Origin of the sequence: Cupriavidus sp. H18C2 (genome assembly GCF_049393795.1) — a bacterium.
Classification (GTDB): domain Bacteria; phylum Pseudomonadota; class Gammaproteobacteria; order Burkholderiales; family Burkholderiaceae; genus Cupriavidus; species Cupriavidus pauculus_C.
Window position 1 is genome coordinate 1,649,372 of record NZ_CP186011.1, and the last position, 25,680, is coordinate 1,675,051.

At 70.4% G+C, this 25,680-nt stretch carries 19 protein-coding genes; 7 read left to right on the forward strand and 12 right to left on the reverse strand.

What is annotated here, in order from left to right:
* Positions 1 to 339 precede the first annotated feature (339 nt).
* A protein-coding gene (locus EPAKOI_RS24020) for an IS3 family transposase (RefSeq protein WP_423192497.1) occupies positions 340 to 1,511 on the forward strand; the annotation gives its coding sequence in 2 pieces (ribosomal slippage) (positions 340 to 607 and positions 607 to 1,511; 1,173 coding nt in all).
* Positions 1,512 to 2,441: 930 nt separating this feature from the next.
* On the opposite strand, the gene EPAKOI_RS24025 is transcribed toward EPAKOI_RS24020, so the two are convergent.
* Positions 2,442 to 3,314: a LysR family transcriptional regulator gene (locus EPAKOI_RS24025; RefSeq protein WP_423193908.1), complete on the reverse strand. Its 873-nt coding sequence runs from the start codon at positions 3,312 to 3,314 to the stop codon at positions 2,442 to 2,444.
* Between the two features lie 128 nt (positions 3,315 to 3,442).
* On the opposite strand from EPAKOI_RS24025, the gene EPAKOI_RS24030 reads away from it, so the two are divergent.
* Together EPAKOI_RS24030 and EPAKOI_RS24035 are read left to right on the forward strand one after the other, a co-directional pair.
* The gene (locus tag EPAKOI_RS24030; protein ID WP_423193909.1) at positions 3,443 to 4,567 is read left to right on the forward strand and encodes a TauD/TfdA family dioxygenase; all 1,125 of its coding nucleotides are present in this window, start codon (positions 3,443 to 3,445) and stop codon (positions 4,565 to 4,567) included.
* Positions 4,568 to 4,659: 92 nt separating this feature from the next.
* Complete coding sequence (locus EPAKOI_RS24035) at positions 4,660 to 5,616, forward strand: tripartite tricarboxylate transporter substrate binding protein (RefSeq protein ID WP_423193910.1); 957 nt, start codon at positions 4,660 to 4,662, stop codon at positions 5,614 to 5,616.
* A 24-nt stretch (positions 5,617 to 5,640) separates the two neighbouring features.
* On the opposite strand, the gene EPAKOI_RS24040 is transcribed toward EPAKOI_RS24035, so the two are convergent.
* The 8 genes from EPAKOI_RS24040 to EPAKOI_RS24075 form a co-directional block, all read right to left on the reverse strand.
* A complete protein-coding gene (locus EPAKOI_RS24040) occupies positions 5,641 to 6,447 on the reverse strand; it encodes an IclR family transcriptional regulator (RefSeq protein ID WP_423193911.1) in 807 nt (268 codons plus the stop codon).
* Entirely contained in the window at positions 6,434 to 7,327 is an 894-nt protein-coding gene (locus EPAKOI_RS24045) for an alpha/beta fold hydrolase (protein ID WP_423193912.1), read from the reverse strand. The genes EPAKOI_RS24040 and EPAKOI_RS24045 overlap by 14 nt, the downstream gene beginning before the upstream one ends.
* Before the next feature lie 25 nt (positions 7,328 to 7,352).
* Complete coding sequence (locus EPAKOI_RS24050; RefSeq protein WP_423193913.1) at positions 7,353 to 9,461, reverse strand: acetate--CoA ligase family protein; 2,109 nt, start codon at positions 9,459 to 9,461, stop codon at positions 7,353 to 7,355.
* A gap of 2 nt (positions 9,462 to 9,463) precedes the next feature.
* On the reverse strand, positions 9,464 to 10,261 hold the full coding sequence (locus EPAKOI_RS24055; protein WP_124685560.1) for an enoyl-CoA hydratase/isomerase family protein: 798 nt from the start codon (positions 10,259 to 10,261) through the stop codon (positions 9,464 to 9,466).
* Positions 10,262 to 10,309: 48 nt separating this feature from the next.
* Positions 10,310 to 11,299, reverse strand: coding sequence for a tripartite tricarboxylate transporter substrate binding protein (locus EPAKOI_RS24060; RefSeq protein WP_423193914.1), 990 nt, complete (start codon positions 11,297 to 11,299; stop codon positions 10,310 to 10,312).
* Positions 11,300 to 11,599: 300 nt separating this feature from the next.
* Positions 11,600 to 13,075 carry an amidase gene (locus EPAKOI_RS24065; RefSeq protein WP_124686702.1) on the reverse strand — a complete coding sequence of 492 codons (1,476 nt, stop codon included), beginning with the start codon at positions 13,073 to 13,075 and terminating at the stop codon, positions 11,600 to 11,602.
* A 79-nt stretch (positions 13,076 to 13,154) separates the two neighbouring features.
* Positions 13,155 to 14,135 carry a Bug family tripartite tricarboxylate transporter substrate binding protein gene (locus tag EPAKOI_RS24070; RefSeq protein ID WP_423193915.1) on the reverse strand — a complete coding sequence of 327 codons (981 nt, stop codon included), beginning with the start codon at positions 14,133 to 14,135 and terminating at the stop codon, positions 13,155 to 13,157.
* A 37-nt stretch (positions 14,136 to 14,172) separates the two neighbouring features.
* Positions 14,173 to 15,525: a D-serine ammonia-lyase gene (locus tag EPAKOI_RS24075; RefSeq protein ID WP_423193916.1), complete on the reverse strand. Its 1,353-nt coding sequence runs from the start codon at positions 15,523 to 15,525 to the stop codon at positions 14,173 to 14,175.
* 93 nt (positions 15,526 to 15,618) lie between these two features.
* On the opposite strand from EPAKOI_RS24075, the gene EPAKOI_RS24080 reads away from it, so the two are divergent.
* Positions 15,619 to 16,569, forward strand: coding sequence for a LysR substrate-binding domain-containing protein (locus EPAKOI_RS24080; RefSeq protein ID WP_423193917.1), 951 nt, complete (start codon positions 15,619 to 15,621; stop codon positions 16,567 to 16,569).
* A gap of 1 nt (position 16,570) precedes the next feature.
* Here the strand turns inward: EPAKOI_RS24080 and EPAKOI_RS24085 are convergent, their stop codons facing one another.
* The 3 genes from EPAKOI_RS24085 to EPAKOI_RS24095 all read right to left on the reverse strand — a co-directional run bounded on the left by EPAKOI_RS24085 (position 16,571) and on the right by EPAKOI_RS24095 (position 21,755).
* A complete protein-coding gene (locus EPAKOI_RS24085; protein WP_423193918.1) occupies positions 16,571 to 17,788 on the reverse strand; it encodes an alpha/beta fold hydrolase in 1,218 nt (405 codons plus the stop codon).
* A 74-nt stretch (positions 17,789 to 17,862) separates the two neighbouring features.
* Complete coding sequence (locus tag EPAKOI_RS24090; protein WP_423193919.1) at positions 17,863 to 20,769, reverse strand: HD domain-containing phosphohydrolase; 2,907 nt, start codon at positions 20,767 to 20,769, stop codon at positions 17,863 to 17,865.
* 62 nt (positions 20,770 to 20,831) lie between these two features.
* Positions 20,832 to 21,755, reverse strand: a complete 924-nt coding sequence (locus tag EPAKOI_RS24095; RefSeq protein ID WP_423193920.1) for a LysR family transcriptional regulator — start codon at positions 21,753 to 21,755, stop codon at positions 20,832 to 20,834.
* Positions 21,756 to 21,869: 114 nt separating this feature from the next.
* Here EPAKOI_RS24095 and EPAKOI_RS24100 point away from each other — a divergent pair, with 114 nt between their 5' ends.
* From EPAKOI_RS24100 to EPAKOI_RS24110, 3 genes are all read left to right on the forward strand, one after another.
* Complete coding sequence (locus EPAKOI_RS24100) at positions 21,870 to 22,613, forward strand: SDR family oxidoreductase (protein ID WP_124685567.1); 744 nt, start codon at positions 21,870 to 21,872, stop codon at positions 22,611 to 22,613.
* A 188-nt stretch (positions 22,614 to 22,801) separates the two neighbouring features.
* Entirely contained in the window at positions 22,802 to 24,901 is a 2,100-nt protein-coding gene (locus EPAKOI_RS24105; protein WP_423193921.1) for a TonB-dependent siderophore receptor, read from the forward strand.
* A gap of 252 nt (positions 24,902 to 25,153) precedes the next feature.
* Positions 25,154 to 25,675 (forward strand): MarR family winged helix-turn-helix transcriptional regulator, encoded by a 522-nt coding sequence (locus EPAKOI_RS24110; RefSeq protein ID WP_423193922.1) that lies wholly within the window; start codon positions 25,154 to 25,156, stop codon positions 25,673 to 25,675.
* Positions 25,676 to 25,680 lie beyond the last annotated feature (5 nt).

Here is a 25,680-nt window from a genome sequence, read left to right on the forward strand (position 1 = left end):
CATTGCCTGCCCTCTCCCCCGACCCCTCTCCCGCAGGCGGGAGAGGGGAACAAACCGGCAGCGATTGATGGGCCGATAGCTTGCCAAATCCGATGACCTGCTCCCCTCTCCCGCGCCGCGGGAGAGGGGCTGGGGGTGAGGGCCAGCGGTTCAAATGACGACCATCGCGTCTTGCATTGCCTGCCCTCTCCCCCGACCCCTCTCCCGCAGGCGGGAGAGGGGAGCAAACCGGCTGCGATTGGTGGGCCGATAGCTTGCCGCACACCATGACCTGTAGTGGTCCAATTTCCTCAGACAGGTCGATAGGTGGAAAATCACGATCGACGAGGAAAGGACGACATGACAAAGCAACGTCGCAAGTTCGACGCCAGCTTCAAGCTGGAGGTGGTCCGGATGATCCGGGACCAGGGGCTTTCGGTGGCCGAGGTCTGCCACACGATGGCCATTGGCGAGACGGCCGTGCGGCGCTGGCTGGCGCAGTACGACGCGGAACTGGCCGGCGGCAAGGGCATTGGCCGGCCGCTGACGCCCGAGCAGCAGCGCATCCGCCAGCTGGAGGAAGAGAACCGCCGCCTGAAGGAGGACAACCTGATCCTAAAAAAGGCATCGGCCTTCTTCGCCCGCGAGCTGAAGTGATCTATCACGCAGTCAGCGCGCTGGAGAAGGAGGCCGTGGCGGTCAGCCGTGCCTGTCGGGTACTGGGAGCGAGTCGCGCGGGTTACTACGCGCACCGGCGCGGCCGGCCGGTCAACGTGGAGCGCAACCGGCAGCAGATCCACGTACGGGCGGCATTCGAGGCGAGCGGGCGCACCTACGGCAGCCGGCGCGTAGCACGGGATCTGGGCAGACAAGGCGTGAAGATCGGGCGCTATCGGGCGCGCACGCTGATGCGCCAGGCCGATCTGCGTCCGGTCTGGAAGCGCAAGTTCGTGGCGACGACCAACAGCCGGCACGACCGGCCGGTGGCGCCGAACGTGCTGGGCCGGCAGTTCAGTCCGGTGCAGCCCAACCAGGCCTGGGCGGCGGATATTACCTACGTCCGCACGGCCGAGGGCTGGCTGTATGTGGCGGTGGTGCTGGACCTGTATTCGCGCAAGGTAGTGGGATGGGCCATGGCAGCGGCCATGCCTGCATCGCTGGTGGTCACGGCGTTGAGGATGGCGATCCAGCAGCGCAATCCGTCACCGGGCCTGATCGTGCATTCGGATCGGGGCAGCCAGTACGCGAGCGAGGAATACCGGGGCTTGCTGGGACGCCACGGCCTCATTTGCAGCATGAGCCGGCTGGGCGATTGTTGGGACAATGCGGTGGCCGAGCGCTTCTTCCTGAACCTGAAGATGGAGCGCATCTGGCAAAGGCGCTACGTCGACCGGGCTGAAGCCCGGCGCGACATTACGCAGTACATCGTCGGCTTCTATAACCCGGTGCGATTGCACTCGACACTGGGATATGAGTCGCCGCAGGAGTTTGAGGACAAGTTCAAACGCCAGACAACCTTAATACCTGTCTGAAAAAACTTGACCACTACACTCCCCTCTCCCGCCATGGCGGGAGAGGGGAGCAAACCGGCTGCGATTGATAGGCCGGTAGCCTGCCAAATCCGATGACCTGCTCCCCTCTCCCGCGCCGCGGGAGAGGGGCTGGGGGAGAGGGCCAGCGGTTCAAATGGCGACCATCGCGTCTTGCATTGCCTGCCCTCTCCCCCCGACCCCTCTCCCGCAGGCGGGAGAGGGGGAGCAAACCGGCTGCGATTGATAGGCCGGTAGCCTGCCAAATCCGATGACCTGCTCCCCTCTCCCGCGCCGCGGGAGAGGGGCTGGGGGAGAGGGCCAGCGGTTCAAATGGCGACCATCGCGTCTTGCATTGCCTGCCCTCACCCCCGACCCCTCTCCCGCAGGCGGGAGAGGGGGAGCAAACCAGTAGCTATTGATGGGCCGATAGCTTGCCGCACACCATGACCTGCTCCCCTCTCCCGCGTCGCGGGAGAGGGGGCTGGGGGTGAGGGCCAGCGGTTCAAATGGCGACCATCGCGTCTTGCACTGCCTGCCCTCTCCCCCGACCCTCTCCCGCAGGCGGGAGAGGGGAGCAAACCAGCTGCGATTGATGGGCCGATAGCTTGCCGCACACCATGACCTGCTCCCCTCTCCCGCGTCGCGGGAGAGGGGCTGGGGGTGAGGGCCAGCGGTTCAAATGGCGACCATCGCGTCTTGCACTGCCTGCCCTCTCCCCCGACCCTCTCCCGCAGGCGGGAGAGGGGAGCAAACCGGCTGCGATTGATCGGCCGATAGCTTGCCGCACACCATGACCTGCTCCCCTCTCCCGCGGCGCGGGAGAGGGGCTGGGGGTGAGGGCCAGCGGTTCGAATGGCGACCATCGCGCCCTACATTGCCTGCCCTCTCCCCGATCCCGGAGACGGGAGCAAACCTTGAATCCCCAACGCCTTACCCCACCCCCAACGTCGCCGTCACCGCTTCGCGCAGCGCCTGCAACAGGCGGTTGTCTTCGTCGGCCTTGCGCAGCACAAGCGACATCTGCAGCACGGGCGCGTCCGGGCCCAGGCGGATGCGGCGGACCGGATAGCGGTCGATCACCGTCGGGTCCATCAACTGCACCACCGACACCCCCAGCCCGGCGCTGACCATCGCGACGATGGCGGTAACGCTGTCGAATTCCATCGCGCTGCGCTTGTCGGGCAGCAGGCCGTGCACGTGGCGGGCGGCCATGGCGCCGGTGACGGTGGCCTTGTCGTAGCGGATCCAGTCGTAGCGGGCCAGCAGGTCGGCGGCCGATTCGCCACGGCTGCCGGGTGGGGCGATCAGTTGCAGTTCGCGCGTGGCCACCGGATACCAGCGCAAGCTCGCAAGCCGGCCCGTTTCGGGGCGGGCCACCACGGCGGCGTCCAGCTGGGCGGCCTTGACCATTTCGATGAGCCCCGCGCTGCGCCCGCGCACGGGCTTGACGGTCAGGCGCGGGTAGCGCTCGCGCAGGTAGCGTAGCGTGCCGGGCAGCAGCACCGGCTGCATGGACTCGATGACCCCCAGCCGCACCGTGCCCTCCACGGCCACGCTGGCGCGGCGGCGCAGCGCGTTCAGGTGCCGCAGGCCGCCTTCCATCGCGGCAGCTACCTCGCGGGCCAGCGCGTTGGGCCGCACCTGCAGCCCCGAGCGGTCGAACAGCGGCTGGCCCAGGTACTGTTCCAGCTGCTTCATCTGCATGCTGACCGCGCTCGGCGTCAGGTGCATCGTCGCGGCCGCCGCGGCGAACGAGCCTTCCTCGATCACGGCCGCCAGCGTGGCGAAGGTCTCCAGCTTCATCAGCAATCCTTATGAAGGACGTCAAACAACGTCACTTTTTCTTGTTGCCGGGCAAGCATAGACTGGCTTCACGACGTCGCGCAAGGCTGCACAGCCCCGCCCACAACCTGACAGAGACAACGATTCCCATGCCCGCACAACGCCCCCAAGCCTGGCTCGCCGCCGATGCCCAGCGCGATACTTCCTGGATCCTGCGCCTGACCGATGCCGAGGTGGCCAGCTTCGACCACGCCCTGGCGCACGCCCGCGCCCTGGGCAAGCCGCTGCTGGAGATGACCCGCGACGACTTTCCGCTCGATGCCGGCGCGCGCCAGGCGCTGGACCGGGCCGTGGCGATGACGCAGGGCCGCTGGGGCATGTGCCTGGTCAAGGGCTTTCCGGTGGACCGCTGGACCGAGGACGACACCCGCCTGGCCTACTGGGGCATGGGGCTGCACATGGGCGTGGCCCGCACCCAGAACCGCACCAGCGACTTCATGAACGACGTGCGCGACGTGGGCGCCGCCTACAAGACCACCAACGGCCGTGGCTACAACACCAACGCCGGGCTCGATTTCCATACCGATTCGGGCGACATCGTCGGCCTGATCTGCCGCCGCGCGGCCCGCTCCGGGGGCGAGAGCAAGGTGGTCAGTTCCATCGCGCTGCGCGATGCCGTGGCCCAGCGCCGCCCGGACCTGATCCCGGTGCTGCAGCAGCCGTTCTACTACAGCTACCAGGGAGCGCAGGACCCGTCGCAGCCGCCGTACTACCCGCTGCCGATCCTGGGCAGCCATCCCACGGCGTTCGCGTTCCGGATCAACCGCAAGAACGTGGTGGCTGCCCAGCGCGACTTTCCCGACGTGCCGCGCCTGACGCCCGCCCAGACCGAGGCGCTGGACCTGCTCGACACGCTGCTGGCCGACCCCGCGCTGTGCTTCTCGATGCAGCTTGAGCAGGGCGACATGCAGTTGCTGAACAACTATGTGACCGTCCACTCGCGCACCAACTTCGAGGACTACGAGGCATTCGACCGCAAGCGCCACCTGCTGCGCCTGTGGCTGTCGGTGCCGGGGTCGCAGCCGCTGCCCGACGACTGGGCGGTCTATTTCACCGATGTCCGCGCCGGCGCCGTGCGCGGCGGGCTGCGCGGCAGCGCGCGCAGTGCCGCGTTCGACGCCTTCGAGCAGCGCCAGGCGCAGGCGATGGGCATGCCGCTGATGCCCTGGCCGGGCACCGCGGCAACGCACCCGGCGGAGCCCGCCACGGCCTGACCCAAGCCTTGCGGCCGGCGCCCCCCGGCCGCATCCCCGCACGGCGCCCGCCAGACGAGGCGCCGGATTCGAAAGAGAAACGGAGACAACCCATGCAACGACGCGACTTCCTGGCGCTGCTTTCGGCAGCGCTGGTGTTGCCCCCCGAACTGGTACACGCCGCGCCCTCGGTGACCAAGCTGCTGGTGGGTGCCACGCCCGGCGGCGGCACCGACATCGTCGCCCGCGCGCTGGCGGCCGATCTGGAGCAGCGGCTCAAGCATCCGTTCATCGTCGAGAACCGCGGCGGTGCGGCCGGCAACATCGCGGCGGTGGCCGTGTCCAAGGCCGAGCCCGACGGCGGCACGCTGCTGCTCAGCTACACCAGCCACGCGATCAACCCGGCGCTGTTCGACAAGAAGCCGTTCGACCCGATCAAGGACTTCACGCCGATCTCGCTGATCGCCAGCTCGCCGCTGATCCTGGTGGCGCGGCCCGGGCTGGAAGCGAACAACCTGCGCGAGCTGATTGCGCTGGCCAAGGCCAAGCCCGGCAAGATCAGCCTGGCCGTGGCGGGCGTGGGCAGCGCCAACCACCTGGCAGGCGAGATGCTCAAGCACGAGGCCGGCGTCGACATCGTCAGCGTGCCGTACAAGGGCGCCGGCCCGGCCGTGGCCGACGTGGTCGGCAGCCAGGCCGACCTGCTGCTGGGCAACGTCGCCACGGTGCAGCCGCTGCTGCAGGCCGGCAAGATCAAGGGGCTTGGCGTCAGCAGCCCGAACCGGCTGCCCGCCTTTCCGAAGCTGGCGCCAATTGCCGAGACCATCCCGAATTTCGACTATCGATCCTGGTACGGGCTGCTCGGGCCCGCCGGCATGGCGCCGGAGACGGTCAGGGAGCTGGAAGCCGCCGCCGCAGCGGCCGTGGCGTCGCCCGCCACGCGCAAGCGGCTGACTGGCGAAGGGCTGGAGCCGGTTGGCAACAACGCGGCCCAGTTCACGCGGTTCCTGCAGGGCGAGATTGCGCGCTGGGCCAAGGTGGTATCGGTCACGCAGACGCGCATCACCTGACGCCGGCGCCGGCCGCAGTGGCGATTACGGCGGCCCGGCCTGCGCCGCCTGCACCGCGTCGCCGATCTCGGCGGCCAGCCGCATCAGCCGGGGGGCCAGCTCGCGCGTGACGTCGCCAATGGGCACGCGCGTGGACACGCTCACGTTGAGCACGTGCACCGGATAGTGTTCCAGCGCCAGCGGCGTGGCGATGGCCACCACCTCGGGCTGCCAGCTTGCCGCGCACCAGCCGTGGCGGCGCACGTGCGCCACGGCCGTGTCGATCTCGCGCCGCAGCGCCGGCCAGTGCGCCGAGCGCGCCGCGAAATCGGCCATGCGGGCCGCGTAGTCGGCCTCGGGCGCCACCGCCAGCCACGCGCGTCCCAGCGACGTGAGCGCCATCGGCACCCGCTGCCCCGCCACCACGCTGCGCAGCGACGCCTTGCGGCCATGCCGGATCGATTCCAGGTACACCATCTCGTCGCGGTCGGCCATGGCCAGCCCCACGTTCAGCGAAGCCGCCTGCGCCAGGTCGCGCATGCGCGGCGCCGCCAGTTGCAGCACCGTCGACCCGCTGCGCATCGCATGCGCCAGGCTCAGCACGGGCACGCCCAGCCGGTAGGCGCGCAGCGCCGCGTCGTACTGCAGGAACCCCATGTCGACCAGGCTCTGCGTCAGGCGGCTGACCGTCGAGCGCGCCAGCCCGGTGCGCTCGGCCAGTTCGCCGTTGCCCAGCACCTCCGACCCCGGCCGGAACGCGCGCAGGATCTCGATGCCGCGCTCCAGCGATCGGCTGGACTGCGCATTGGCCGGGCGGCCGCGCGCCCGGCGCCGGGCGTCACCGGCGTCCACGGTCGATGCCGCCGCCCGCCAGCCAGTCGTCCAGCCGCGCGTGCACGGCATCGGGCGCCTCGTACTGGACCCAGTGGCCCGCGCCCGCGACAATCGCGCCCTGCCGATCCGCACGCCCGTCGACCAGCGCGGCCAGCACGGCCGGCGGATCGGCCGTGACATCGTGCTCGCCGTAGATGACCAGCACCGGGCCACCGAAACGGTCCAGCGCCTCGGCCAGCCCGCCCGCGCGGGAAATCTGCTTGCTGCGAAAGCGCGCGTGGCGGCAGGACTCGGTGTAGGCCAGCACGGCCAGCGCGTCGATGCGGCGCGCATCGGCAATCATGAACGCGGCGATGTTGTGGCGCATCGCGTCGGCCAGCGCCGCCGCGTCCGGCGCGCGGCGCCAGTCGACCAAGTCGATGGCCTGCCGGCGCACGCCGCCGTGCCCGCCTGGCCCCAGCAGCGCCAGGCGGCGCACCTCCGGCAGCACGCTGGCCAGGTTCGCGGCGGTCAGGCCGCCGAACGAGAACCCGGCGATGTCGACCGGCCCGTCCACGGGCAGTTGCGCAAAGCCGGCCGCCACGGTGTCCACCAGCGTGCGCAGCGTGCCGTCGGCGGGATCGCCGGACGCGCCGTAGCCGGGCAGGTCCGGCACCCAGACTGTATGCCGCCGCGCCAGCGCCGCGATGTTGTGCGCCCAGTGCAGCCAGCTACCGTGGCCGCCGTGCACCAGCAGCAGGTGCGGCCCGGCGCCAAAGCGGCGCCAGACCATGCGGCAGCCCAGCGCGTCGGTCACATGGACGTCCGCCTGCCGCGCCAATTGGTCGACGAACGCCGCGGCATGGCGGCTGGCGTCGGTGTCGATCGGTACCGCTGTGGCGGCGGCGGGTTCGGTCATCGTGGGCACTCCCCTGTGCTTGCTGTCATGGGCCGATCACCGCCACGCCGTCCGCCGCGCGCACCCCCTGGCCCGCCGGCAGCACGAAGATCGGGTTGATCTCGGCCTCCACCAGACGCGGCCCCAATGCGGCCGCCATCCGCGAAAACGCCACGATAGCATCGACCAGCGCGTCCACGTCGGCCTTCGGGCGGCCGCGATAGCCGTCAAGCAGCGGCCACGTCTTCAGCGCGCGCACCATCGACAGCGCCTCGGCCCGCGACAGCGCGCCCGACGCGGGCAGCAGCCGCAGCGTGGTGTCCTGGAACAGTTCGGCCGTCACGCCGCCCATGCCCAGCAGGATGGCTGTACCGAGCGCATCGCGGTGCGTGCCAAGGATCAGCTCCACGCCGCCGCCAACCATTTCCTGCACCAGGAAGCGCGTGGGCGCCTGGCCCGTGTGCTGCCGCACGGCGTCACGCATGGCGGCCAGCCGCATGCCGATGGCGTCCGGCGCCACGTTCACCGCCACGCCGCCGACGTCGCTCTTGTGCGTGATCGACGCGGACAGGATCTTCAACACCACGCGCTCACCCAGCGTGCGCGCGGCGGCCTCTGCGCCGGCCTCGTCCGCCACCACGGTCTCGCGCACGACCGGCACGCCGAACCGCGCGAACAGTTGCTTGGCGGCGTGTTCGTCGAGCGGGCCTTGCGGCAGGTCGCCGGGCGTGGCGGCGGACACCGGTTCGGCATCGGCGGCACTCTGGGGCGGCTGGCCCGCCGCCAGCATCGCGGCAAACGCCACCGCGCAGCTTTCGGGCGCGCTGAAGGCCGGCACGCCGCGCTGGTTCAGCACGGCCGCCACCTGCGGCGCATGCGGGCTGACGTAGGCCAGTACCGGCTTGTCGCTCTCGGGCAGGCAATCGTTGATCGCGTCGGCCATCAGGTCCGGCATGGCCAGCCCGGACGAGCCGACGATGATCGTCACCGCGTCGTAGCTGGGGCTGGCCAGCAGCGCGCGGATGGCGCCGCGCAGCAGGTCGGGCTGCAGGCCGGCCAGCGTCACGTCGATCGGATTGCGGTCCAGCGCGGCGTGGTCGCCCGTTTGCAGCGCGCGCAGGCGGGCGGCGGTCTGCGGGTCGGGCGCGGGGGTCTCGAAGCCGGACACGCCCAGGCTGTCGGACACCAGCGTTCCGGCGCCACCGGTGGACGTCAGCACCGCGATGCGGTTGCCGTGCAGCACGCGGCCCGTGGCCAGCGCGGCCGGGATGTCGATCAGGTCCGAGAACGTCTGCGCGCGGATCACGCCGACCTGCCGGAACAGCGCGTCGTACATGCGGTCGGCGCCGGCCATGGCGCCCGTGTGCGACACCGCCGCGCGCGCGCCGGCCTCGGAGCGGCCGATCTTGAACGCCACCACGGGCTTGCCGGCCGCCGCCGCCTTCAGCGCCGCCGCACGAAAGCGCTCGACGTTGCGCACGCTTTCCACGTAGAGCGCAATCACGCGCGTGGCTGGGTCGTCGGCCAGGTAGTCGATGAAGTCGGCCAGTTCCAGGTCGGCCTCGTTGCTGGTGGACACCAGCTTGGACAGCCCGATGCCGCGCGCCGCCGCGCGCGACAGCAGCGCGCCCAGGATGCCGCCGCTCTGCGACACCACGCCGATGCTGCCGGCCGGAAAGTGGTCCATCGCCAGCGCGCCGCTGGCCGACAGCGGGATGTTGTCGGTCAGGTTGACCAGCCCGATCGTGTTCGGCCCCAGCAGGCGCATGCTGCCGGCGGCCTCGATCAGCTCGGCCTGGCGCCGCGCGCCGGCGTCGCCGGTCTCCGTGTAGCCGCTGGCCAGCACGATGGCGGCGCCGGTGCCGCGCGCGGCCAGTTCGCGCACGGCCTGGTGCGCGCGCTCGGCGCCCAGCAGCACGATGCCCACGTCGGGCACCTCGGGCAGCGAGCCGATGTCCGGATAGCAGCGGATGCCGTCGATCGTGTCGACCTTCGGATTGACCGGGTAGATCGCGCCGGCAAAGCCGTGGCGCGTCAGGTACGACACCGGGCGCCCGGCGGTCTTGGCGGGGTCCGCCGACGCGCCGATCACGGCCACGCTGCGCGGTTTGACGAGCCGGGCGATGGCGCCGGCGGAAGACTGTGCGGCCATCATGTTCAACCCTTGCTGGCGGTCTTGGCCAGGAACGCCAGCACCGATTCGCGATGCGCGCTGCTGGTGTAGCAGATGCCCTGCGCCTGGCTGCCCTGCGCAAAAACCTGGTCGGCCGTCAGCTCGAAGGTCTGGTTCAGGATCGACTTGCCCAGCGCCAGCGCCGTGGCCGAGCCCTGCGACATCTCGGCCGCCCAGGCCACGGCCTCGTCGACGAGCGAATCGCCCGACGCGCTGAGCCGGTCGGCGATGCCCAGTTGCAGCGCCTCGGCCGCTTCCACCTTGCGGCCGCCGAAGATCAACTGCTTGGCCTGCGCCAGCCCGACGCGGCGCGGCAGGAAGTACATGCCGCCGCCGTCCGGGATCAGGCCGCGATGGATATACGACCACGTGAAGCTGGCCGCCGGCGCGGCGATCACGAGATCGCAGGCCATCGCCAGGTCGGCGCCCAGGCCGTTGGCCCCGCCATTGACGGCGGCGATGACGGGCTTGGGCATGTCATGCAGCAGCGCCACGGAGTGGTGCACGCGCTGCTGGCGCGACCAGCCGTTGAAACCCACTTCGCCCGGCGGCGCGTCCATGCGGCGCTGCATGCCGGCCACGTCGCCACCGGCGCAGAAGCCCTTGCCGCTGCCGGTCAGCACCAGCGCGCGCACGGCGCGGTCGGCCGTCACGCGCTCCAGCGCATCGATCAGTTCGGTGCGCATGTCGTCGCTGATGGCGTTGCGCTTGTCGGGTCGGTTCAGGGTCAGCACGGCGATGCCGTCGCGCTGGTCGAGCTGGATCAGGGTGTATGCGGTCATGATCGGGTCAATGCATTGCGGATGGATTCGGGGGTGTGCGGCGCGCGGTCAGTTGACGCCGACGCGGGCGTCCTTGACGACCTTGCCCCAGCGCGCCTCTTCGGCGCGGACGTAGCGGCCCAGTTCGTCGGGCGTGCCGGGGGTGACGATCAGCCCTTCGGCTTCGGCCCGCTTGCGGAATGCGTCGGCCGTGACGGCCTTGCGCGCGGCGGCGTTCAGACGCGCCACCACGGCCGCCGGGGTGCCGGCCGGCGCGAACAGGCCGTACCAGCTTTCGGCCACGTAGCCGGGTACGCCGCTTTCGGCGATGGTCGGCACCTTGGACAGGTCGGGGCTGGGCGACCGCTGCGCCGTGGTCACGCCCAGCGCGCGCAGCTTGCCGGTTTCCAGCAGGTTGGCGACGGCCGACGCCGTGGCGAACATCAGGTCCACCTGGCCGCCCAGCAGGTCGGTGATGGCCGGGCCGGCACCCTTGTACGGGATGTGGTTCAGGTCCACGCCGGCCAGCCGCTTGAACAGCTCGCCCGCCAGGTGCGCCGACGTGCCCGGCCCCTGCGACGCGAACGACAGGCCACCGGGCTTGCCCTTGGCCGCCGCGATCACGTCGCGCACGGTCTTGTACGGGCTGTCGGCGCGCACCACGAGCACGTTGGGCGAGCGGCCCACCAGCATCACCGGCGTGAACGCCTTGTCGGTGTCGTAGGGCAGCTTCGGCTGCAGGCTCGGATTGACCGCATGCGCGAACGTGGCCATCACGAGCGTGTAGCCGTCCGGCGCGCTCTTGGCAACGTTGTCGGTGCCGATGATCGTGCCGCCACCGGGCTTGTTGTCGACCACCACGGGCTGGCCCAGGTCCTGCGCCATCGCCACGCCCATCGCACGGGCAATCAGGTCCGTGCCGCCACCGGGCGAGAACGGCACGACGATGCGGATCGGCTTGTCGGGGAAGGCGGCGTGGGCCGGGGCGCCGGCCATCACGGCCAGCGGAAGCGCCAGCGCCAGCAGTTGGCGCGCGGCGCGCAGTGCAAAGGTTGCCAAGGGGGTCTCCTGTCTGTGTTCTGGTATGACAGGAGGTTAGGCCGGGCGGAGGCGGAATGCAGCGGGGTAATTCCGTGGGATGGAATTGGGGGGGGTGGGTGGTGAGTGGGGGGTGGGCAGGCGGAGGGAGGTGTGGCGATGGTGTGCTCCCCTCTCCCGCCTGCGGGAGAGGGGTCGGGGGTGAGGGCAGGCAGTGCAAGACGCGATGGTCGCTATTTGAACCGCTGGCCCTCTCCCCCAGCCCCTCTCCCGCAGGCGGGAGAGGGGAGCAAAACCAAGCGGGATGGACGCGCGCCGGCGTTACACCGCCGACGCCTCCCTGCCCTGCTTCACTTTGGCGTCCAGCACCGGCGGGGCGGTGACGATCGACGTCAGCGCCGGTTCGGCCGGTTTCAGCGCGTCGAGGTCGGGCAGCGGGCGGCGCAGGGACGGGATGGCCGCGAAGGCCTGTTCCATCGCGTGGGAGATGCCCAGCGTCTCGTGGTCCTTGCGGAAGCCGCCCACGACCTGCAGACCGAACGGCATGCCCTGGTGGTCGCGGCCGCATGGCAGGGACAGTGCCGGATGCGTGGCCAGCGTCACCACGTACGTCAGCGACAGCCAGCGGTAGTAGTTCTCCTGCCGCACGCCGTTGATCGATTCCGCGTACAGCGACGTCCACGGGAACGGCGACACCGGCGTGGTCGGCGACAGGATCACGTCGTAGTCGCGGTAAAGCTGCTGGAACCGCTGCAGGATGCGCGTCTGCTCGGCCTGCGCCCAGGCGCTGTCCAGCAGCGACATCCGCGCGCCCATCTCGAAGTTGGCGCGCGTGTTCGGGCCCAGTTGCGACGGGTCGCGCTCGTAGGCGTCGCGCATGCCGGCCACGAAGCTTTCCGCGCGCAGCACGTCGAAGCAGCGGTGCGCCTCGCCCAGGTCCACGTCGATGGCGTCGCAGGTGCGGAACAGGTGCCGCATGGCGTCGATCTTCTCGCGGAACGTGCGGCGGATGCCGTCGTCCACGTCGCAGCAGCCAAAGTCCTCGGTGTAGGCCACGCGAAGGCTGCCCAGGTCCACCGCCGCCGGGGTCAGGAACGACAGCGGGTCCAGCGGGTAGGTCAGCGGATCGCCGGCCGACACGCCGGCCGACGCGGCTAGCTGCAGGCAGGCATCGGCCACGGTGCGGCCCATCGGCCCGACCACCGAGATCGGCGTCCAGCCCAGCAGCTTGCGCGAACTGGGCACCACGCCCGGCGACGGCCGGAAGCCCACCACGCCGCACTTGGCGGCCGGGATGCGCAGCGAGCCGCCGGTATCGGACCCCGTGCACACGGGCAGCAGGTCGGCCGCCAGCGCCGCGGCCGAGCCGCCCGACGACCCGCCCGCGTTGAGGTTCGGGTTGAACGGGTTGCCCGTGGCGCCCCAGACGTCGTTGCGCGAGTTGGCGCCGGCGCCCATCTCCGGGATGTTGGTCTTGCCGGCCACGATGGCGCCGGCCGCGCGCAGGCGCGCCACCAGCACGTTGTCCTCGGCGGGCACGTTGTCGCGGTACAGCGGCGACCCGTAGGTGGTCAGCAGGCCGGCCGTGGCCTCCAGGTCCTTCACGCCGAGCGGCAGCCCGTGCAGCAGCCCCAGCGGCTGGCCGTCCAGCACGGCGCGCTCGGCGGCGCGGGCTTCGTCGCGGGCCCGGTCGAAGCAGGTGGCCGTCACCGCGTTCAGGAACGGGTTGACCCGCTCGATCTGGGCGATGCACGCGTCGAGCAGCTCGACCGGCGAGATTTCCTTGCTGCCGATCATGCGGCGCAATTCGGTGGCGGGGCGCGCCACCAGCGTCTTCTGGGCGTCGTTCACGACTGTCTCCGGTATGGCTGGGCCATTATTCTGCAGTAATGCTGGCGCGCTGCGCGGTGGCGCGCATCAGCGGCAGTTCCTTGTTGATCAGCGCCGACACGGCCGCGCCGTTGCCTTCCACCGGTTCGAAGCCGGCCTGCGTGAGCTGCTTGCGCGTGTCGGGATCGGCCATGACCTCGGCCAGCGCCTTTTCCAGCTTCTGCCTCACGTCGGCGGGCAGGCCGCGCGGCGCCACCAGCGCCAGCCACGTGTCGGCGTCGATGCCCGGGTAGCCGGCCTCGGCCGCGGTCGGCACGTCGGGCAGCAGCGTGGACCGCTTGGCGGTGGTCACCGCGATGGCCTTGACCTTGCCCGACTTCACCTGCGGAATGGCGGCGGCCACGGTGTCCACCGAGAACGGGATCTGTCCGCCGATCAGGTCGGTCATGGCCGGGGCGCTGCCCTTGTACGGCACGTGCAGCAGTTTCACGCCGGCCAGGTTGAACAGCATCTCGCCCGCGAACTGGGCCGTGGTGCCGGTGCCGAACGACCCGTACGAATACTTGCCCGGCTGCGCCTTGGCGGCGGCCACGAGCTGCTTGAGGTTGCTGACCGGCTGGTCCTTGTTGGCCAGCAGGATCAGGCCCGTGCGGCCGGCAAACCCGATCGGCTCGAAGCTCTTGACCGGGTCGTACGGCAGCTTGGCGTGGATGGCCGGGTTGACCGTGAACGTGGTGCCCGAGCTGGCCAGCAGCGTGTAGCCGTCCGGCGCGGCCTTGGCCACGAAGCTGGCGCCGACGATGGTGCCGGCGCCGGGCCGGTTGTCGATCACGACCGGCTGGCCCAGCTTGTCGCCAAGCTTCTTGCCCACCAGGCGCCCGATGACGTCGGTGGCGCCGCCGGGCGGGAACGGGATGACAAGCTGGATCGGCTTGGTCGGAAAACCTTGCGCGCACGCCAGCGAGGCGCCGGCAGCCAGGACGCCGGCAACGACGGCGTGGGCGATGGGGAGGGACGATCGGTTCATGGTGAAGCTCCGCAACGATGCAATCGAAAGGAAGAGGTCAGGCCGGCTGGGTGGCCGCCAGCGCCGCGCCGCGTTCGGCAAAGCGCGCGTATTCCTCGGGAGGAACGAACAGGCCGCCGGTGGTCCACACGAGGTGCGTGGCGCCGGGCATTGCGCTGTCCAGGTGGTGCTGCCGCAGGTAGGCGCGGCCGGCGTCGGTGCCGGTCAGCATGTGCGGGCCGCTGAAACCGGCCGCCGCAGACGGCTCGATCCGCAGGTCCTGGGTCTCGCGCACACGGTGCAGGTCTGCGAACAGCGTGTCATCGGCCACCGTGTAGACGCCGCCCAGCATCGGGCGCATGGCCTGGGCCGCCAGCTCCGATGCCTGCGGCACGGCCAGGCCATCGGCCTCGGTGCGGTTGGTCAGGCCGATGTCATAGACCGACGCACCGGGTGCCACCATTTCGACGAGGAAGCACGGCGACTGGGTGGGCTCCGCGAAGAACGCGTGGACGTGCGGCCCGTAAAGCTGGCGCAGGCCGAACGCGATGCCGGCCGGCGCGCCGCCCACGCCACATGGCAGGTAGACGCACAGCGGGTGGGCGGCGTCGACCTGCACGCCGGCGGCGGCCAACTGGTCGGCCAGATGCAGCGCCGCGGCGCTATAGCCGAGCATCAGCGACAGCGAGCGCTCGTCGTCGACAAAGTAGGCGTACGGGTCGGCATCGGCCTCGCGCCGGCCGGCGGCCACGGCGGCGGCGTAGTCGCCCGTGTGCTCCACCACCTGCACGCCGCGCTTGCGCAGGCGGTCTTTCTTCCACGCCTTGGCATCGGACGACATGTGGACCGCCGCGCGGAAGCCCAGCGCCGATGCCATCACGCCAATGCTCAGGCCCAGGTTGCCCGTGGAGCCCACGGCCACCTGGTAGCGGCCGAACAGCGCGCGCGCCGGGGCATCGGCCAGGACGGCGTAGTCGGCGTCGAGCGTGACCAGCCCGTGTTCCAGCGCCAGCGACTCGGCAAATTCCAGTACCTCGTGGATGCCGCCACGTGCCTTGATCGACCCGGCCACGGGCAGGCTGTGGTCGGCCTTGATCCACAGCGCGCCGGCCGACGCCGGCAGGCCCAGCGCCTGCTGCATCGCCGGGGCGGCCAGCAGCGGCGACTCGATGCGCCCGGCGCTGTCCTGCAGTTCGGGGAACAGCCGCGCCAGCAGCGGCGCAAACCGTACGAAGCGGGCCTGGGCGGCGCGTACATCAGCTAGACTAATGGCACGCCCGTCCACCGACGTCTGTATCGCGGGCGCCGCACTGCGCGCCGGATTGGCCCAGAACACGGGCCGGCCAGCCTGCAGGTCGGCGAGCAGACTAGGGGTAAATGCCGATACGTCGGCGGTTACATCGCTTGACATGGCAACTCTGTCTTCGGAAGGGGTGATCCCATTCTTGTCCCATTACGCGGGTGTGACAAACCATTTGTACTGATCCGAGCATTAGTCTGACTAATGGCCAACACGCTTTCTGCATCATTATTGGGATGGCTGCGCTGTTTTGAGGCGGCGGCGCGGCATTGCAACTTCACCCAGGCCGCCGCCGAGCTTTGCGTGACCCAGGGCGCGGTCAGCCAGCAGGTCAAGCAGCTGGAACAATGGCTGGACCGGCCGCTGTTCCTGCGCACGCCCCGCGCGCTGGTGCTGACGCCCGAGGGCGAGCGGCTGCGCTTTGTGCTGCGCGAGTCGTTCCAGGCCATCGAAGGCACGCTCACGCAACTGCGCCGGCCGCGCGAGAAGCAGCCCATCGCACTGTCGTGCTCGCCGTCGTTCGCCATGGTCTGGCTCACGCCACGGCTGGGCGGCTTCTTCCGGCAGCATCCCGACATCGGGCTGCGCGTCTATGGCGAATTCCACGCGCTGGACCGCTCGCGGATGATGCGCGACGGCACCGAGGCGGCCGTGCGTTTCGACCCCGGCGGCTATCCCGACCTGAAGGCGCACCGCTTTCTCGACGAATGGCTGATCCCGGTCGCCAGCCCGGCCTATCTGGCCGCGCACCCCGAACTGCGCACGCCGGGCGGCCTGCGCGGCGCCATGCTGCTGCACGACGTGACACCATGGGACGGCGCCGGCGAGTTCGAGGAATGGCAGGGCTGGCTGCGCCATGCGGGCGTGGACCTGCCCGACGCGGCCGAGGGGCAGCGCTTCAACCTGTCGCAACTGGCTATCAATGCCGCCCTGGCCGGCCAGGGCGTGGCGATGGGCCGCTCCGCGCTGATCCTGGAAGACCTGGAATCGGGCCGGCTGGTGGACCTGTGGGGCATCCACGCGCCGAGTGTGGCCGCCTACCACTTTGTCTGCGCGCACGGGCAGACCGCGCAGGTGGCCGAGGTGGAAGCATGGCTCGTGGCCGAGGGCGCCGCCTTCGACGCCGCCCGCCGGCGCGTGCTGCAGACCGGCTAGCCTAGCCCGGCTGCGTGTCGATGATGATTTCCGATTCCAGCGTGCGATGGACCGGGCATTTGTCGGCGATGGCCATCAGCGACGCCCGCTGCTCGGCGGACAGCTCGCCGCGGATCGCAATGCGCCGCTCGATCCGGTCGACCTTGCCGACCTTGGTCTCGCAGGCGGCGCAATCCTCGGCGTGAACCTTCTCGTGGCGCAACTGCACGGCCACGTGCTCCAGCGGCAGCGCCTTGCGTTCCGCGTACATCCGCAGCGTCATCGACGTACACGCGCCCAGCGCCGCCAGCAGCCATTCGTACGGATTCGGCCCGGCATCGTCGCCGCCGAGCGTCGCGGGCTCGTCGGCCACGAGTTCGTGGCGCCCCACGCGTACGGTCTGCTGGTAGCGGCCCCGGTGGCGCTCGGCCACCACGACCACGCCCGGCTCCGGAATCTCGGCCTGCACGTCCTCGGCCAGCGTCGGCAGGTAGTGCTGCGACCACGCGGCAATCATGTTCGCGGCATAGGCGGCGGCCGCGCGGTTCTGCAGCAGGTGGTCAGCCCCGTCCAGCGACACGAAGCTCTTGGGCTGCGCGGCGGCCGCAAAGATCGCGCTGCCGTTCTCGGGCTCCACCGTATCGTCGATGGGCGATTGCAGCACCAGCAGCGGCTTGCCGAGCCGGGCCACCTCGTCCAGCAGCGCGTGGCCCGACAGGTCGTCGAGGAACTGCCGCGCGATGCGGAACGGCCGGCCCGCCAGCTTCACCTCCAGCTCGCCGGCTTCGCGGATGCGCGCGACGTTGTCGCCAAGCATCCCGAGCACATGGGACGGCTCGCTGGGCGCCGCAATCGTGGCCACCGCCCGCACCTCGGGCAGCCGCCGCGCCACGCCCAGCACGGCGGCGCCGCCCAGGCTATGGCCGATCAGCAGCGCCGGGGCCTGCCCGCGCGCGCGCATGAACTGCGCCACGGCCTCCAGGTCGGCCAGGTTCGACGAGAAGTTGGTGCTGGCGAAATCGCCCTCGCTGGCGCCGATGCCGGTGAAGTCGAAACGCAGCACGGCAATGCCCTGCGCGGTCAGCGCCCGCGCGATGCGCGACGCGGCCAGGCTGTCCTTGCCGCAGGTGAAGCAGTGCGCGAACAGCGCGTGCGCGCGCACGGGGCCGTCCGGCCACTCCATCCGCCCGGCCAGCGTGCCGCCCTGGCTGCCGGGAATCTCGATCTTTTCCACGCTCATGGTCGCCCCTGTGATGCCGCGTCTCGAACCTCCCCAGCATAGTCCACGCCGCCCCGCGCGTCAGGCGGCGTCGATCAGGCGTCGTCGATCAGCGCCGGGTCCATGTAGCGCGCGGCATAGGTCCGGTGGATGCCCGCGCCCAGGAACAGGTCGAACAGTTCGGCGTCGATATGCTGCTGGTCGCGCAGCCGCTTCATGATGGCGACGGCCTCCGACAGCGTCTTGGCCTTCTTGTACGGCCGGTCGGCCGCCGTCAGCGCCTCGAAGATGTCGGCGATGCCCATCATCCGTGCCAGCGGGCTCATCTGGTCGCGCGTCAGCCCGCGCGGGTAGCCGGTGCCGTCCATCCGCTCGTGGTGGCCGCCCGCAATCTCCGGCACCTCGCGCAGGTGCTTGGGGAACGGCAGCTTCGACAGCATGATCTGCGTCTGCACGATGTGGTCCTCGATCTTGAACCGTTCCTCCGGCGTCAGCGTGCCGCGCGCCACCGTCAGGTTGTGCAGCTCGCCGCGGTCGTACAGGTGCGGCGGCATGGTCAGCCGGAAGCCCCACGGGTTGTCCGCGGCGATGCGGTCGCGCGGCCCGCGCTCGATGATGTGCTCGGGCCGGTCCGCCAGCAGCGGCTCGTCCGCCGGCAGTGGCGCGGCGGGCCGGTCGCGCCGGCGCGCCAGTTCCTCCTGCGAGATGCCGAGCCGGTCGTCCAGCGTGCGCCGCCAGGTGCTCGCGCCAATCTCGCGCAGGCGCGCCTGGTCCGCCGCGTCCATCTGCTCGCCGCCGATGTTGCAGGCCGCCACGAACGCAAAGTCGTCGTCCAGCCCGCGCAGCGCCGCGTCACGGCGCGTCCGGGCCTGCGCCGGGTCCTCGCCATTGGCCACGGCCTCCAGGCAGGCAATCTCCGCGTCTCGCTTCAGCACCTCGAAGCGCATGCGCACCTCGTGGATGCGGTCGTAGCGGGCCTCAAGCTTGGTGGCCTTGTCGATGACGTCGTCGGGCGTGGTGACCTTGCCGCAGTCGTGCAGCCACGCCGCCACATGCAGCGCCTCCCACTGCGCCTCGGTTAGCTGGAACGACCGGTACGGGCCGTCCGTCGCGTCGCAGGCGGCCCGGGCCAGCATCTTGGTCAGCTCGGGCACGCGCGCGCAGTGGCTGCCCGTGTGCGGGCTGCGGGCGTCGATGGCGCCGGCCAGCAGGCGGATGAACGCGTCGAACAGGTCGCGCTGGGCCGTGGTCAGCTCGCCGACCTCGATCGCGCCGGCCGACAGGCTCGCCATCGTGCTGACAAACGCCAGCTGGGCCGCCTCCATCGGCGTGTCGCGCAGCACCAGCACCACGCCCAGCAGCGCCTGCTGGCGGTTGATCAGCGGGATCACGGCGCCGTGCATCGGCGCCGGCCCGCCCAGCACGTCCAGCCGGGCGCCGCGCACGTCCTGGCTGCCCAGATGGCCGACCAGCGCCCGGCCCTCGCGCACGGCCGAGCGTGCCAGCGGCAGCGCATCGCGGGGCAGCGGCTCGCCCATCTGCGCGGTCACGTCCTGGCCCTGCCGGTCAAAGCCGACCACGGGCCGCAGGCCGTCGCCCGGCTCCGCCAGGTACAGCGCGCCGGCCTGGCCGCCGGCGGCGCGCAGTGTCTCGCGCAGCAGCAGCGGCAGCAGCGTCTCCAGCCGATGCTCGGCCGAAACCGCTTGCGTGACATGGAGCATGCGCTGGATCGTGGCCCGCATCTCGTCCATCGTGCCGGCCAGCGCATTGACCTCGGTAATGCGCGAGCGGACCGAAACCGGGCGGACGAAATCGAAGCGGCGCACCGCGTCGGCCTCGGTGGCCAGCGACGCCAGCGGCCGCGAGACGCTGCGCGCCACCAGCCAGACCAGCGGCAGCGCCAGGAACAGCACCAGCCCCGTCACGGCCATGCCGAGTGCCGCCTGCCGCCGGGGCTCGTGCAGCAGTTCCGACTGCGGGATGGCCGACACCAGCACCAGCGAGTCGCTGGCGCCCGGGTTCAGCCGGTCGATCGACGTGTACCAGTCCTCGTCATCGGCATGCTCCAGCCCGACGCTTTCGGGGCCGCCGGACGGGCCAGCGGATGGCCCGGCGGCCGGCGGCCGGGACACCGTGCTCGCCGCCAGCCGCGTCAGCACCGCCAGCCCGTAGTCCTGCGGATTACCGAGCGGATGGGCCTCCATGGTGTCGGGCGCCGAGGCGGAATCGGGCGGGCGGCGATTGATCGCCACGAGCCGGCCCTGCGGGTCCAGCAACGCCAGCACCGCGCGCGGCGTCACGGTCTCGTGGTTCAGCAACTGGCCCAGCGCATCGAGCCGGAAATCGCCGCCCACCACGGCCCGGCGCGATCCGGTGGGCAGGGCCAGCGTGGCGCCGGACTCGCGGTCCGAATAGAACAGGTAGGGGTCCGTGCGCACCAGCGCGCCAGACGCCATCGCCTGCCGGTACCACGGGCGCTGGCGCGGGTCGAAGCGCGTGGCCAGGTCCGGCGCCGGCGCCTCGCCGGTCACGCGCAGGTCGGCGTCGAGGTAGAAGTAGCGGCCGCGCGGCGCGCCGGCCTCGCGGTCCACGCTCTGGATCAGGAAGGCGGTATGGCCCGGGGCGCCGTAGGTGGCCCGCTCGCGGTCGTCACGGACGGGCCGCACGAAGAAGAAGCTGCCATCCTCGTAGCCGATGTACAGCGACTGCAGCACCGGCGACGTCTCCAGCGCGTCGCGCACCAGCGCCACGCGCGCCATGCGCTGCGCGACGGTGGGCGCATCGGCCAGCGCGCTGTGGCTGACCAGCTTGACGGCCATCTGGGCCGGCCGCATCAGGTTGTCCACTTCCTCCAGCGTCTCGCGGCTGATCCGCTGCGTGGTGTCGGCCACCGAGCGTTCCAGCGTCGCCTTGGTCATCGTGTACTGGATGCCGGAGATCAGCGCGCCCAGCAGCAGCACCAGCGAGGCGAACCATAGCCAGACATGGAGATGGAGCGGCATGCTCCTGCGCACTGCGGTTGCCATACAGCCCTCCCGGTCGGGGTGCTTCATGAAACGACAGTTCAGCGTCCATCGAACCTGCGCGCAAGGCCCCGATTCTCAAAAGCGTCGACGACGAAGTCGATGAACACGCGCGTCTTGGGCGGCAGGAGCTTGCGGTTGGGATAGTAGAGCGTGAGCGGGCCGTTGTCTGCACACCAGCCCGGCAGCAGCCGCACCAGCGCCCCGGTTTCCAGCCACGGCGCCGCGTGGGGCATCGGCAGCAGCGCCACGCCCAGCCCCTGCATGGCGGCGTGGGCCATGGCCTCGGGGTCGTCGAAGATCAGCCGCGTGCGCGGTTCGGCCAGCGCGTCCTCGCCCACCTGGTTGCGCAGGCTGTAGGCCCGCAGGCGGCCGGTGGACGCGGACCGGCGGGCGATGCCGTCGAACGCGGCCAGGTCGGACGGGTGGCGCGGCAGCGGCCGGCCGCGCAGGTACGACGGCGCGGCCGTGGCGACGATGTGAGTGCGTGCCAACTGGCGCGCCACCACGCCCTCGGTCAGTTCGATGCCGCCACCGATGGCGGCATCGAAGCCGCCGGCGATCAGGTCGACCGCGCGGTTGTCGAAGTGCCAGTCCGGGACGATGGCCGGGTAGCGCGCCAGGAAGTCGCCCAGCAGCGGCACCAGGTATTCGCGGCCGAACGCCACGCCCATGCTCACCCGCAGCACGCCGGCCGGCTTGCCGTCGTCCTGCGCGGCGCTGGCAAACGCGTCGCGCAGTGTCGAATACGGGTCGGCCACCTGCCGCAGGAACTGCTCGCCGCCCAGCGTCAGCGTGAGCTTGCGCGTGCTGCGCTGGAACAGGCGCAGCCCCAGGTGCTGCTCCAGCCGGGCCACGTTCTTGCTGACGGCGGCCGGGGTCAGGCCCAGGCGCCGGGCGGCGGCCGAAAAGCTGCCGGTCTCGGCGCTCTGGACAAACGATTCGAGCAGGTTCAGGGCTTCCATGGCGCCGCATCTTATACCAATGGTTGAAGAAGTTGATCCGGATTTCCGCCTACCGGCAACGGAGTGCGCCGCCCATACTCGGTTCACCTTCACTGACATCCCAAGGAGCCGATCATGACCACCCCTCTCACCAACAAGGTAGCTTTCGTCACCGGCGGCGCACGCGGCATTGGCGCGGCCATCGTCCGCCGCCTGGCCCGCGACGGCGCCGCCGTGGCCTTCACGTACCAGAGCTCGGGCGCCGCCGCGCAGGAACTGGTGGCCGCCATCGAGGCCGCCGGCGGCCGGGCCCGGGCCTATGCCGCCGACGCGGCCGACGCCGCCGCGCTGACCCGCGCCGTCAACGACGCCGCGATCGACTTCGGCCGCATCGACATCCTCGTCAACAACGCCGGCGTGCTGTACCTGGGCCCGGTGGACACCTTCGCGCTGGAAGACTTCGACAAGACCGTGGCCGTCAACGTGCGCGCCGTGTTCGTGGCCAGCAAGGCCGCGCTGTCCCACATGGGCGAAGGCGGCCGGATCATCAACGTCGGCAGCACCAATGCGGACCGCATGCCGTTCGCCGGCGGCGCGGCGTACGCGATGAGCAAGTCCGCGTTGAAGGGGCTGGTGCAGGGCATGGCGCGCGACCTGGGCCCGCGCGGCATCACGGTCAACAACGTGCAGCCGGGGCCGGTGAACACCGACATGAACCCGGAAAACTCCGATTTCGCCACGTCGCTGCACGGGCTGATGGCGCTGCCGCGCCACGCCCATCCGGACGAGATCGCCAGCATGGTCGGATACCTGGCCGGGCCGGAATCGAGCTTCGTCACCGGCGCCAGCCTCAACGTGGACGGGGGCTTCGCGGCGTAACGGCTGCCTGGCCTCCACGACGCGCGACGGGCGGACGATGGTCCGCCCGTTGTCATTCTTGTATCTATTTGGAGACAAAGATCGCAAGCAAGGCGCAAATGCGAACAATTCCTATTTATAATTCGGCGCTTTCGTCACCTCGGTGACGCCTTTTTCGCCGCATCTTGCGGCCCCGCCGGAAATCCCCGATGTCGCTTCGCTGTCTGCTTACGCCCACCGCCCTCGCCTGCCTGTCCCTGTTTGCCCTTGCCGCCCATGCCGATGACAACGGCAGCGTGCTGCCCACCGTCACGGTCAGCGCCGGCGCCAATACCGGCGCCGACGTCGGCTTTGCCACGCGCCGGGCGGCCGGCGTGACGAAATCGAACGAATCGGCGGCGGACAGCGCGCAGTCCATCACCGTCATCACGCGCGACCTGATGGACAGCCAGCAGTCGCAAACGCTGAGCGACGTGCTCTGGAACGCCGCCGGCGTCTCGGCCAACACCTACGGCCGGCGCGGCTGGGACGACTTCATCATCCGCGGCCAGCGCGCGTCCGAATCGGTCTTTGCCGACGGGCTGCTGGTGGACAGCAACAACCGCGTGGCGCAGGAAGTGTTTGGCGCCGAGCGCGTGGAAGTGCTCAAGGGGCCGGCGTCGGTCCTGTTCGGCCAGGTGCAGCCGGGCGGGCTGGTCAACATCGTCACCAAGCGGCCCCGGCCCGAACTGTTCGGCGAACTGGGCCTGACCGTTGGCAACTACGGCCTGCGGCAGGTGACCGCCGACGTCGGTACGCCGCTCAAGCCCGGCAGCAAGGCCGCGTTCCGGCTGACGGCGCTGGCGATGGACAGCGACGACCCCACCGACCACGTCTGGTACCGCAACCGCTACGTCGCGCCGTCGCTGACGCTCGATTTTGGCGAGCGCACCGATTTCACGCTGCTGGTCAGCCACAACGAGCGCCACTACGTGCGCCAGCAGGGCCTGCCGGTCAACGGCACGCTGACGCCCAACGTCAACGGCGTGGTGCCCAGTTCGCGCTTCATCGGCGAGCCCGGCGCCCAGCCCTACGATGGCGAGCAGAACCGCGTGGGCTACGCGCTGACCCACCGCTTCGATTCTGGCTGGACGGTCAACCAGAACCTGCGCTACCAGACGTCGTCGCTGACGGGCACGTTCGTCACGGCCGGCACGATGGCCGTGAACAGCCAGACGCTGAACCGCAGCGCCACGCAGCAGGACTTCTCGGGCGATTCGTTCGGCGTGGACACCAACGTGCAGAAGACGTTCGCGTTCACCGGCCACCAGCACAGCCTGACCTTCGGCATTGACTACCGGCACACGAAGGAAGACCGGCTGCAGAAGACCTGCCGCGTGGCCGCGCTGAACGTCTACCGGCCCGTGTACGGCGCCGCCATCAACTGCCCGGCCAGCTTCAGCACCGACAGCACCGACACGCTCAACGCGCTGGGCCTGTACTTCCGCGACCAGATCCGCATTGCCGACCGCTGGACGGTCACGGCCGGCGTGCGCCACGAAACCGCGCGCTCGGCCAGCACCAACCGGCTGGCCGGCACGCGCACCGACAACGACGACCACGCCGTCACCGGCAGCGCCGCCGTGATGTACGACCTGACGCACTGGGCCCGCCCGTACGTCAGCTACGCCACGTCGTTCCTGCCGAACATCGGCACCGACGTGAACAACAGCACGTTCAAGCCCGAGAAGGGCCGCCAGGTGGAAGTGGGCGTGAAGTTCGACATGCCGGGCAAGACCGGCCTGCTGACGCTGGCGGCGTTCGACCTGACCCGCAAGAACGTGCTGGCGTCGGACCCGATCAACACCGGCTTCAGCGTGGCCGTGGGCGAGCAGCGCTCGCGCGGTTTCGAGGCCGAGCTGACGCAGGACCTGGGCAATGGCCTGAGCGTGACCGGCGCCTACGCCTACATCGACAGCGAGGTGACCGAGGACACGGTAGCGGCCAACGTGGGCAAGCCGCTCAACGCGGTGCCGCGGCACAGCTTCTCGCTGTGGACGCAGTACCGCTTCCGCGGCGCGCTGGCTGGCTGGTGGGCCGGCGTGGGCGCGCGCGGCGAAAGCGCCAAACGCGGCTACAGCTTCAGCTACACCGTGCCGGGCTACGCGGTGGCGGACCTGGGCGTCGGCTACACGGCCAACCACTGGCGCGCCGCGCTCAACATCAAGAACGTGTTCGACAAGGCGTACTACGCGGGCGGCCTCAACAACAACGTGCTGCCGGTGGGCAACCCGCGCGTGGCGATGCTGAACGTCGTGGTCAACTACTGATCGGCGGGGGCCTGCGCCGCCAGCGTCATCGGCTTCGCGCGGCGGCGCGACTTCGTCGCCAGGTTCTCTTCCTGCTTCCTGCCAATCAAGGGCCGTAGTTGACGACTCAACCTGAACAGAGCGTGGATTGACATCGGCCGATCGGCGGATCCATGGCGCGGGCCGGCACAAAGTTGCGAACAACAGGCGGTGTGAGACAATCGCAGCCGGTTTCCAGCCGGATTGCCGGCATTCCTTTTTGGCGCCCCCTTCATGTCCAGCACCATCCAGCAGTCCCCGGCCACGTCCGACATGCGCGACCCCTGGTCGGACCTCGACGAAGCCGGCACCGGCCTGACCGTCAACGATTTCCTCACCACGATGCTGAGCCAGCTTGTCACGGCGCTGCGCAACAGCGTGACCGAGCCCTATGCGTCGCAGTTCGACCTGACCGTGCCGGAATGGCGCATCCTGGCGCTGCTGGCCCATGGCGAGCCGATGTCGTTTGCCGAGCTGGTGCGGCAGTCCACGTCGGACAAGGCGCTGGTCAGCCGCACGCTGCGGCTGCTGGAAGACCGGGGACTGGTCACGCTGGAATCGGAAGGCACCACGCCGCGCAAGCGCCTGGCCTGCAAGATCAGCGAAACGGGCGCCGCGCTGCATGCCCAGGTCATCCCGCTCGCGCGGCGCGGCCAGGCGTCGGTGATCCGCCTGCTGACGCCCGAGGAACGGCACGGGCTGTACACGGGCCTGCGCAAGCTGCACGGCATCTGCACCGGCGCTGGCAAGCCCTGAGCTGG

Coding starts and splice junctions, on each gene's coding strand:
- EPAKOI_RS24065 (WP_124686702.1), bottom strand. CDS start 13,075: ATGATCGGCAGCAAGGAAATCTCGCCGGTCGAGCTGCTCGACGCGTGC.
- EPAKOI_RS24045 (WP_423193912.1), bottom strand. CDS start 7,327: ATGACCGAACCCGCCGCCGCCACAGCGGTACCGATCGACACCGACGCC.
- EPAKOI_RS24080 (WP_423193917.1), top strand. CDS start 15,619: ATGGCCAACACGCTTTCTGCATCATTATTGGGATGGCTGCGCTGTTTT.
- EPAKOI_RS24090 (WP_423193919.1), bottom strand. CDS start 20,769: ATGCCGCTCCATCTCCATGTCTGGCTATGGTTCGCCTCGCTGGTGCTG.
- EPAKOI_RS24085 (WP_423193918.1), bottom strand. CDS start 17,788: ATGAGCGTGGAAAAGATCGAGATTCCCGGCAGCCAGGGCGGCACGCTG.
- EPAKOI_RS24025 (WP_423193908.1), bottom strand. CDS start 3,314: ATGAAGCTGGAGACCTTCGCCACGCTGGCGGCCGTGATCGAGGAAGGC.
- EPAKOI_RS24105 (WP_423193921.1), top strand. CDS start 22,802: ATGTCGCTTCGCTGTCTGCTTACGCCCACCGCCCTCGCCTGCCTGTCC.
- EPAKOI_RS24100 (WP_124685567.1), top strand. CDS start 21,870: ATGACCACCCCTCTCACCAACAAGGTAGCTTTCGTCACCGGCGGCGCA.
- EPAKOI_RS24070 (WP_423193915.1), bottom strand. CDS start 14,135: ATGAACCGATCGTCCCTCCCCATCGCCCACGCCGTCGTTGCCGGCGTC.
- EPAKOI_RS24055 (WP_124685560.1), bottom strand. CDS start 10,261: ATGACCGCATACACCCTGATCCAGCTCGACCAGCGCGACGGCATCGCC.
- EPAKOI_RS24095 (WP_423193920.1), bottom strand. CDS start 21,755: ATGGAAGCCCTGAACCTGCTCGAATCGTTTGTCCAGAGCGCCGAGACC.
- EPAKOI_RS24050 (WP_423193913.1), bottom strand. CDS start 9,461: ATGATGGCCGCACAGTCTTCCGCCGGCGCCATCGCCCGGCTCGTCAAA.
- EPAKOI_RS24075 (WP_423193916.1), bottom strand. CDS start 15,525: ATGTCAAGCGATGTAACCGCCGACGTATCGGCATTTACCCCTAGTCTG.
- EPAKOI_RS24110 (WP_423193922.1), top strand. CDS start 25,154: ATGTCCAGCACCATCCAGCAGTCCCCGGCCACGTCCGACATGCGCGAC.
- EPAKOI_RS24035 (WP_423193910.1), top strand. CDS start 4,660: ATGCAACGACGCGACTTCCTGGCGCTGCTTTCGGCAGCGCTGGTGTTG.
- EPAKOI_RS24030 (WP_423193909.1), top strand. CDS start 3,443: ATGCCCGCACAACGCCCCCAAGCCTGGCTCGCCGCCGATGCCCAGCGC.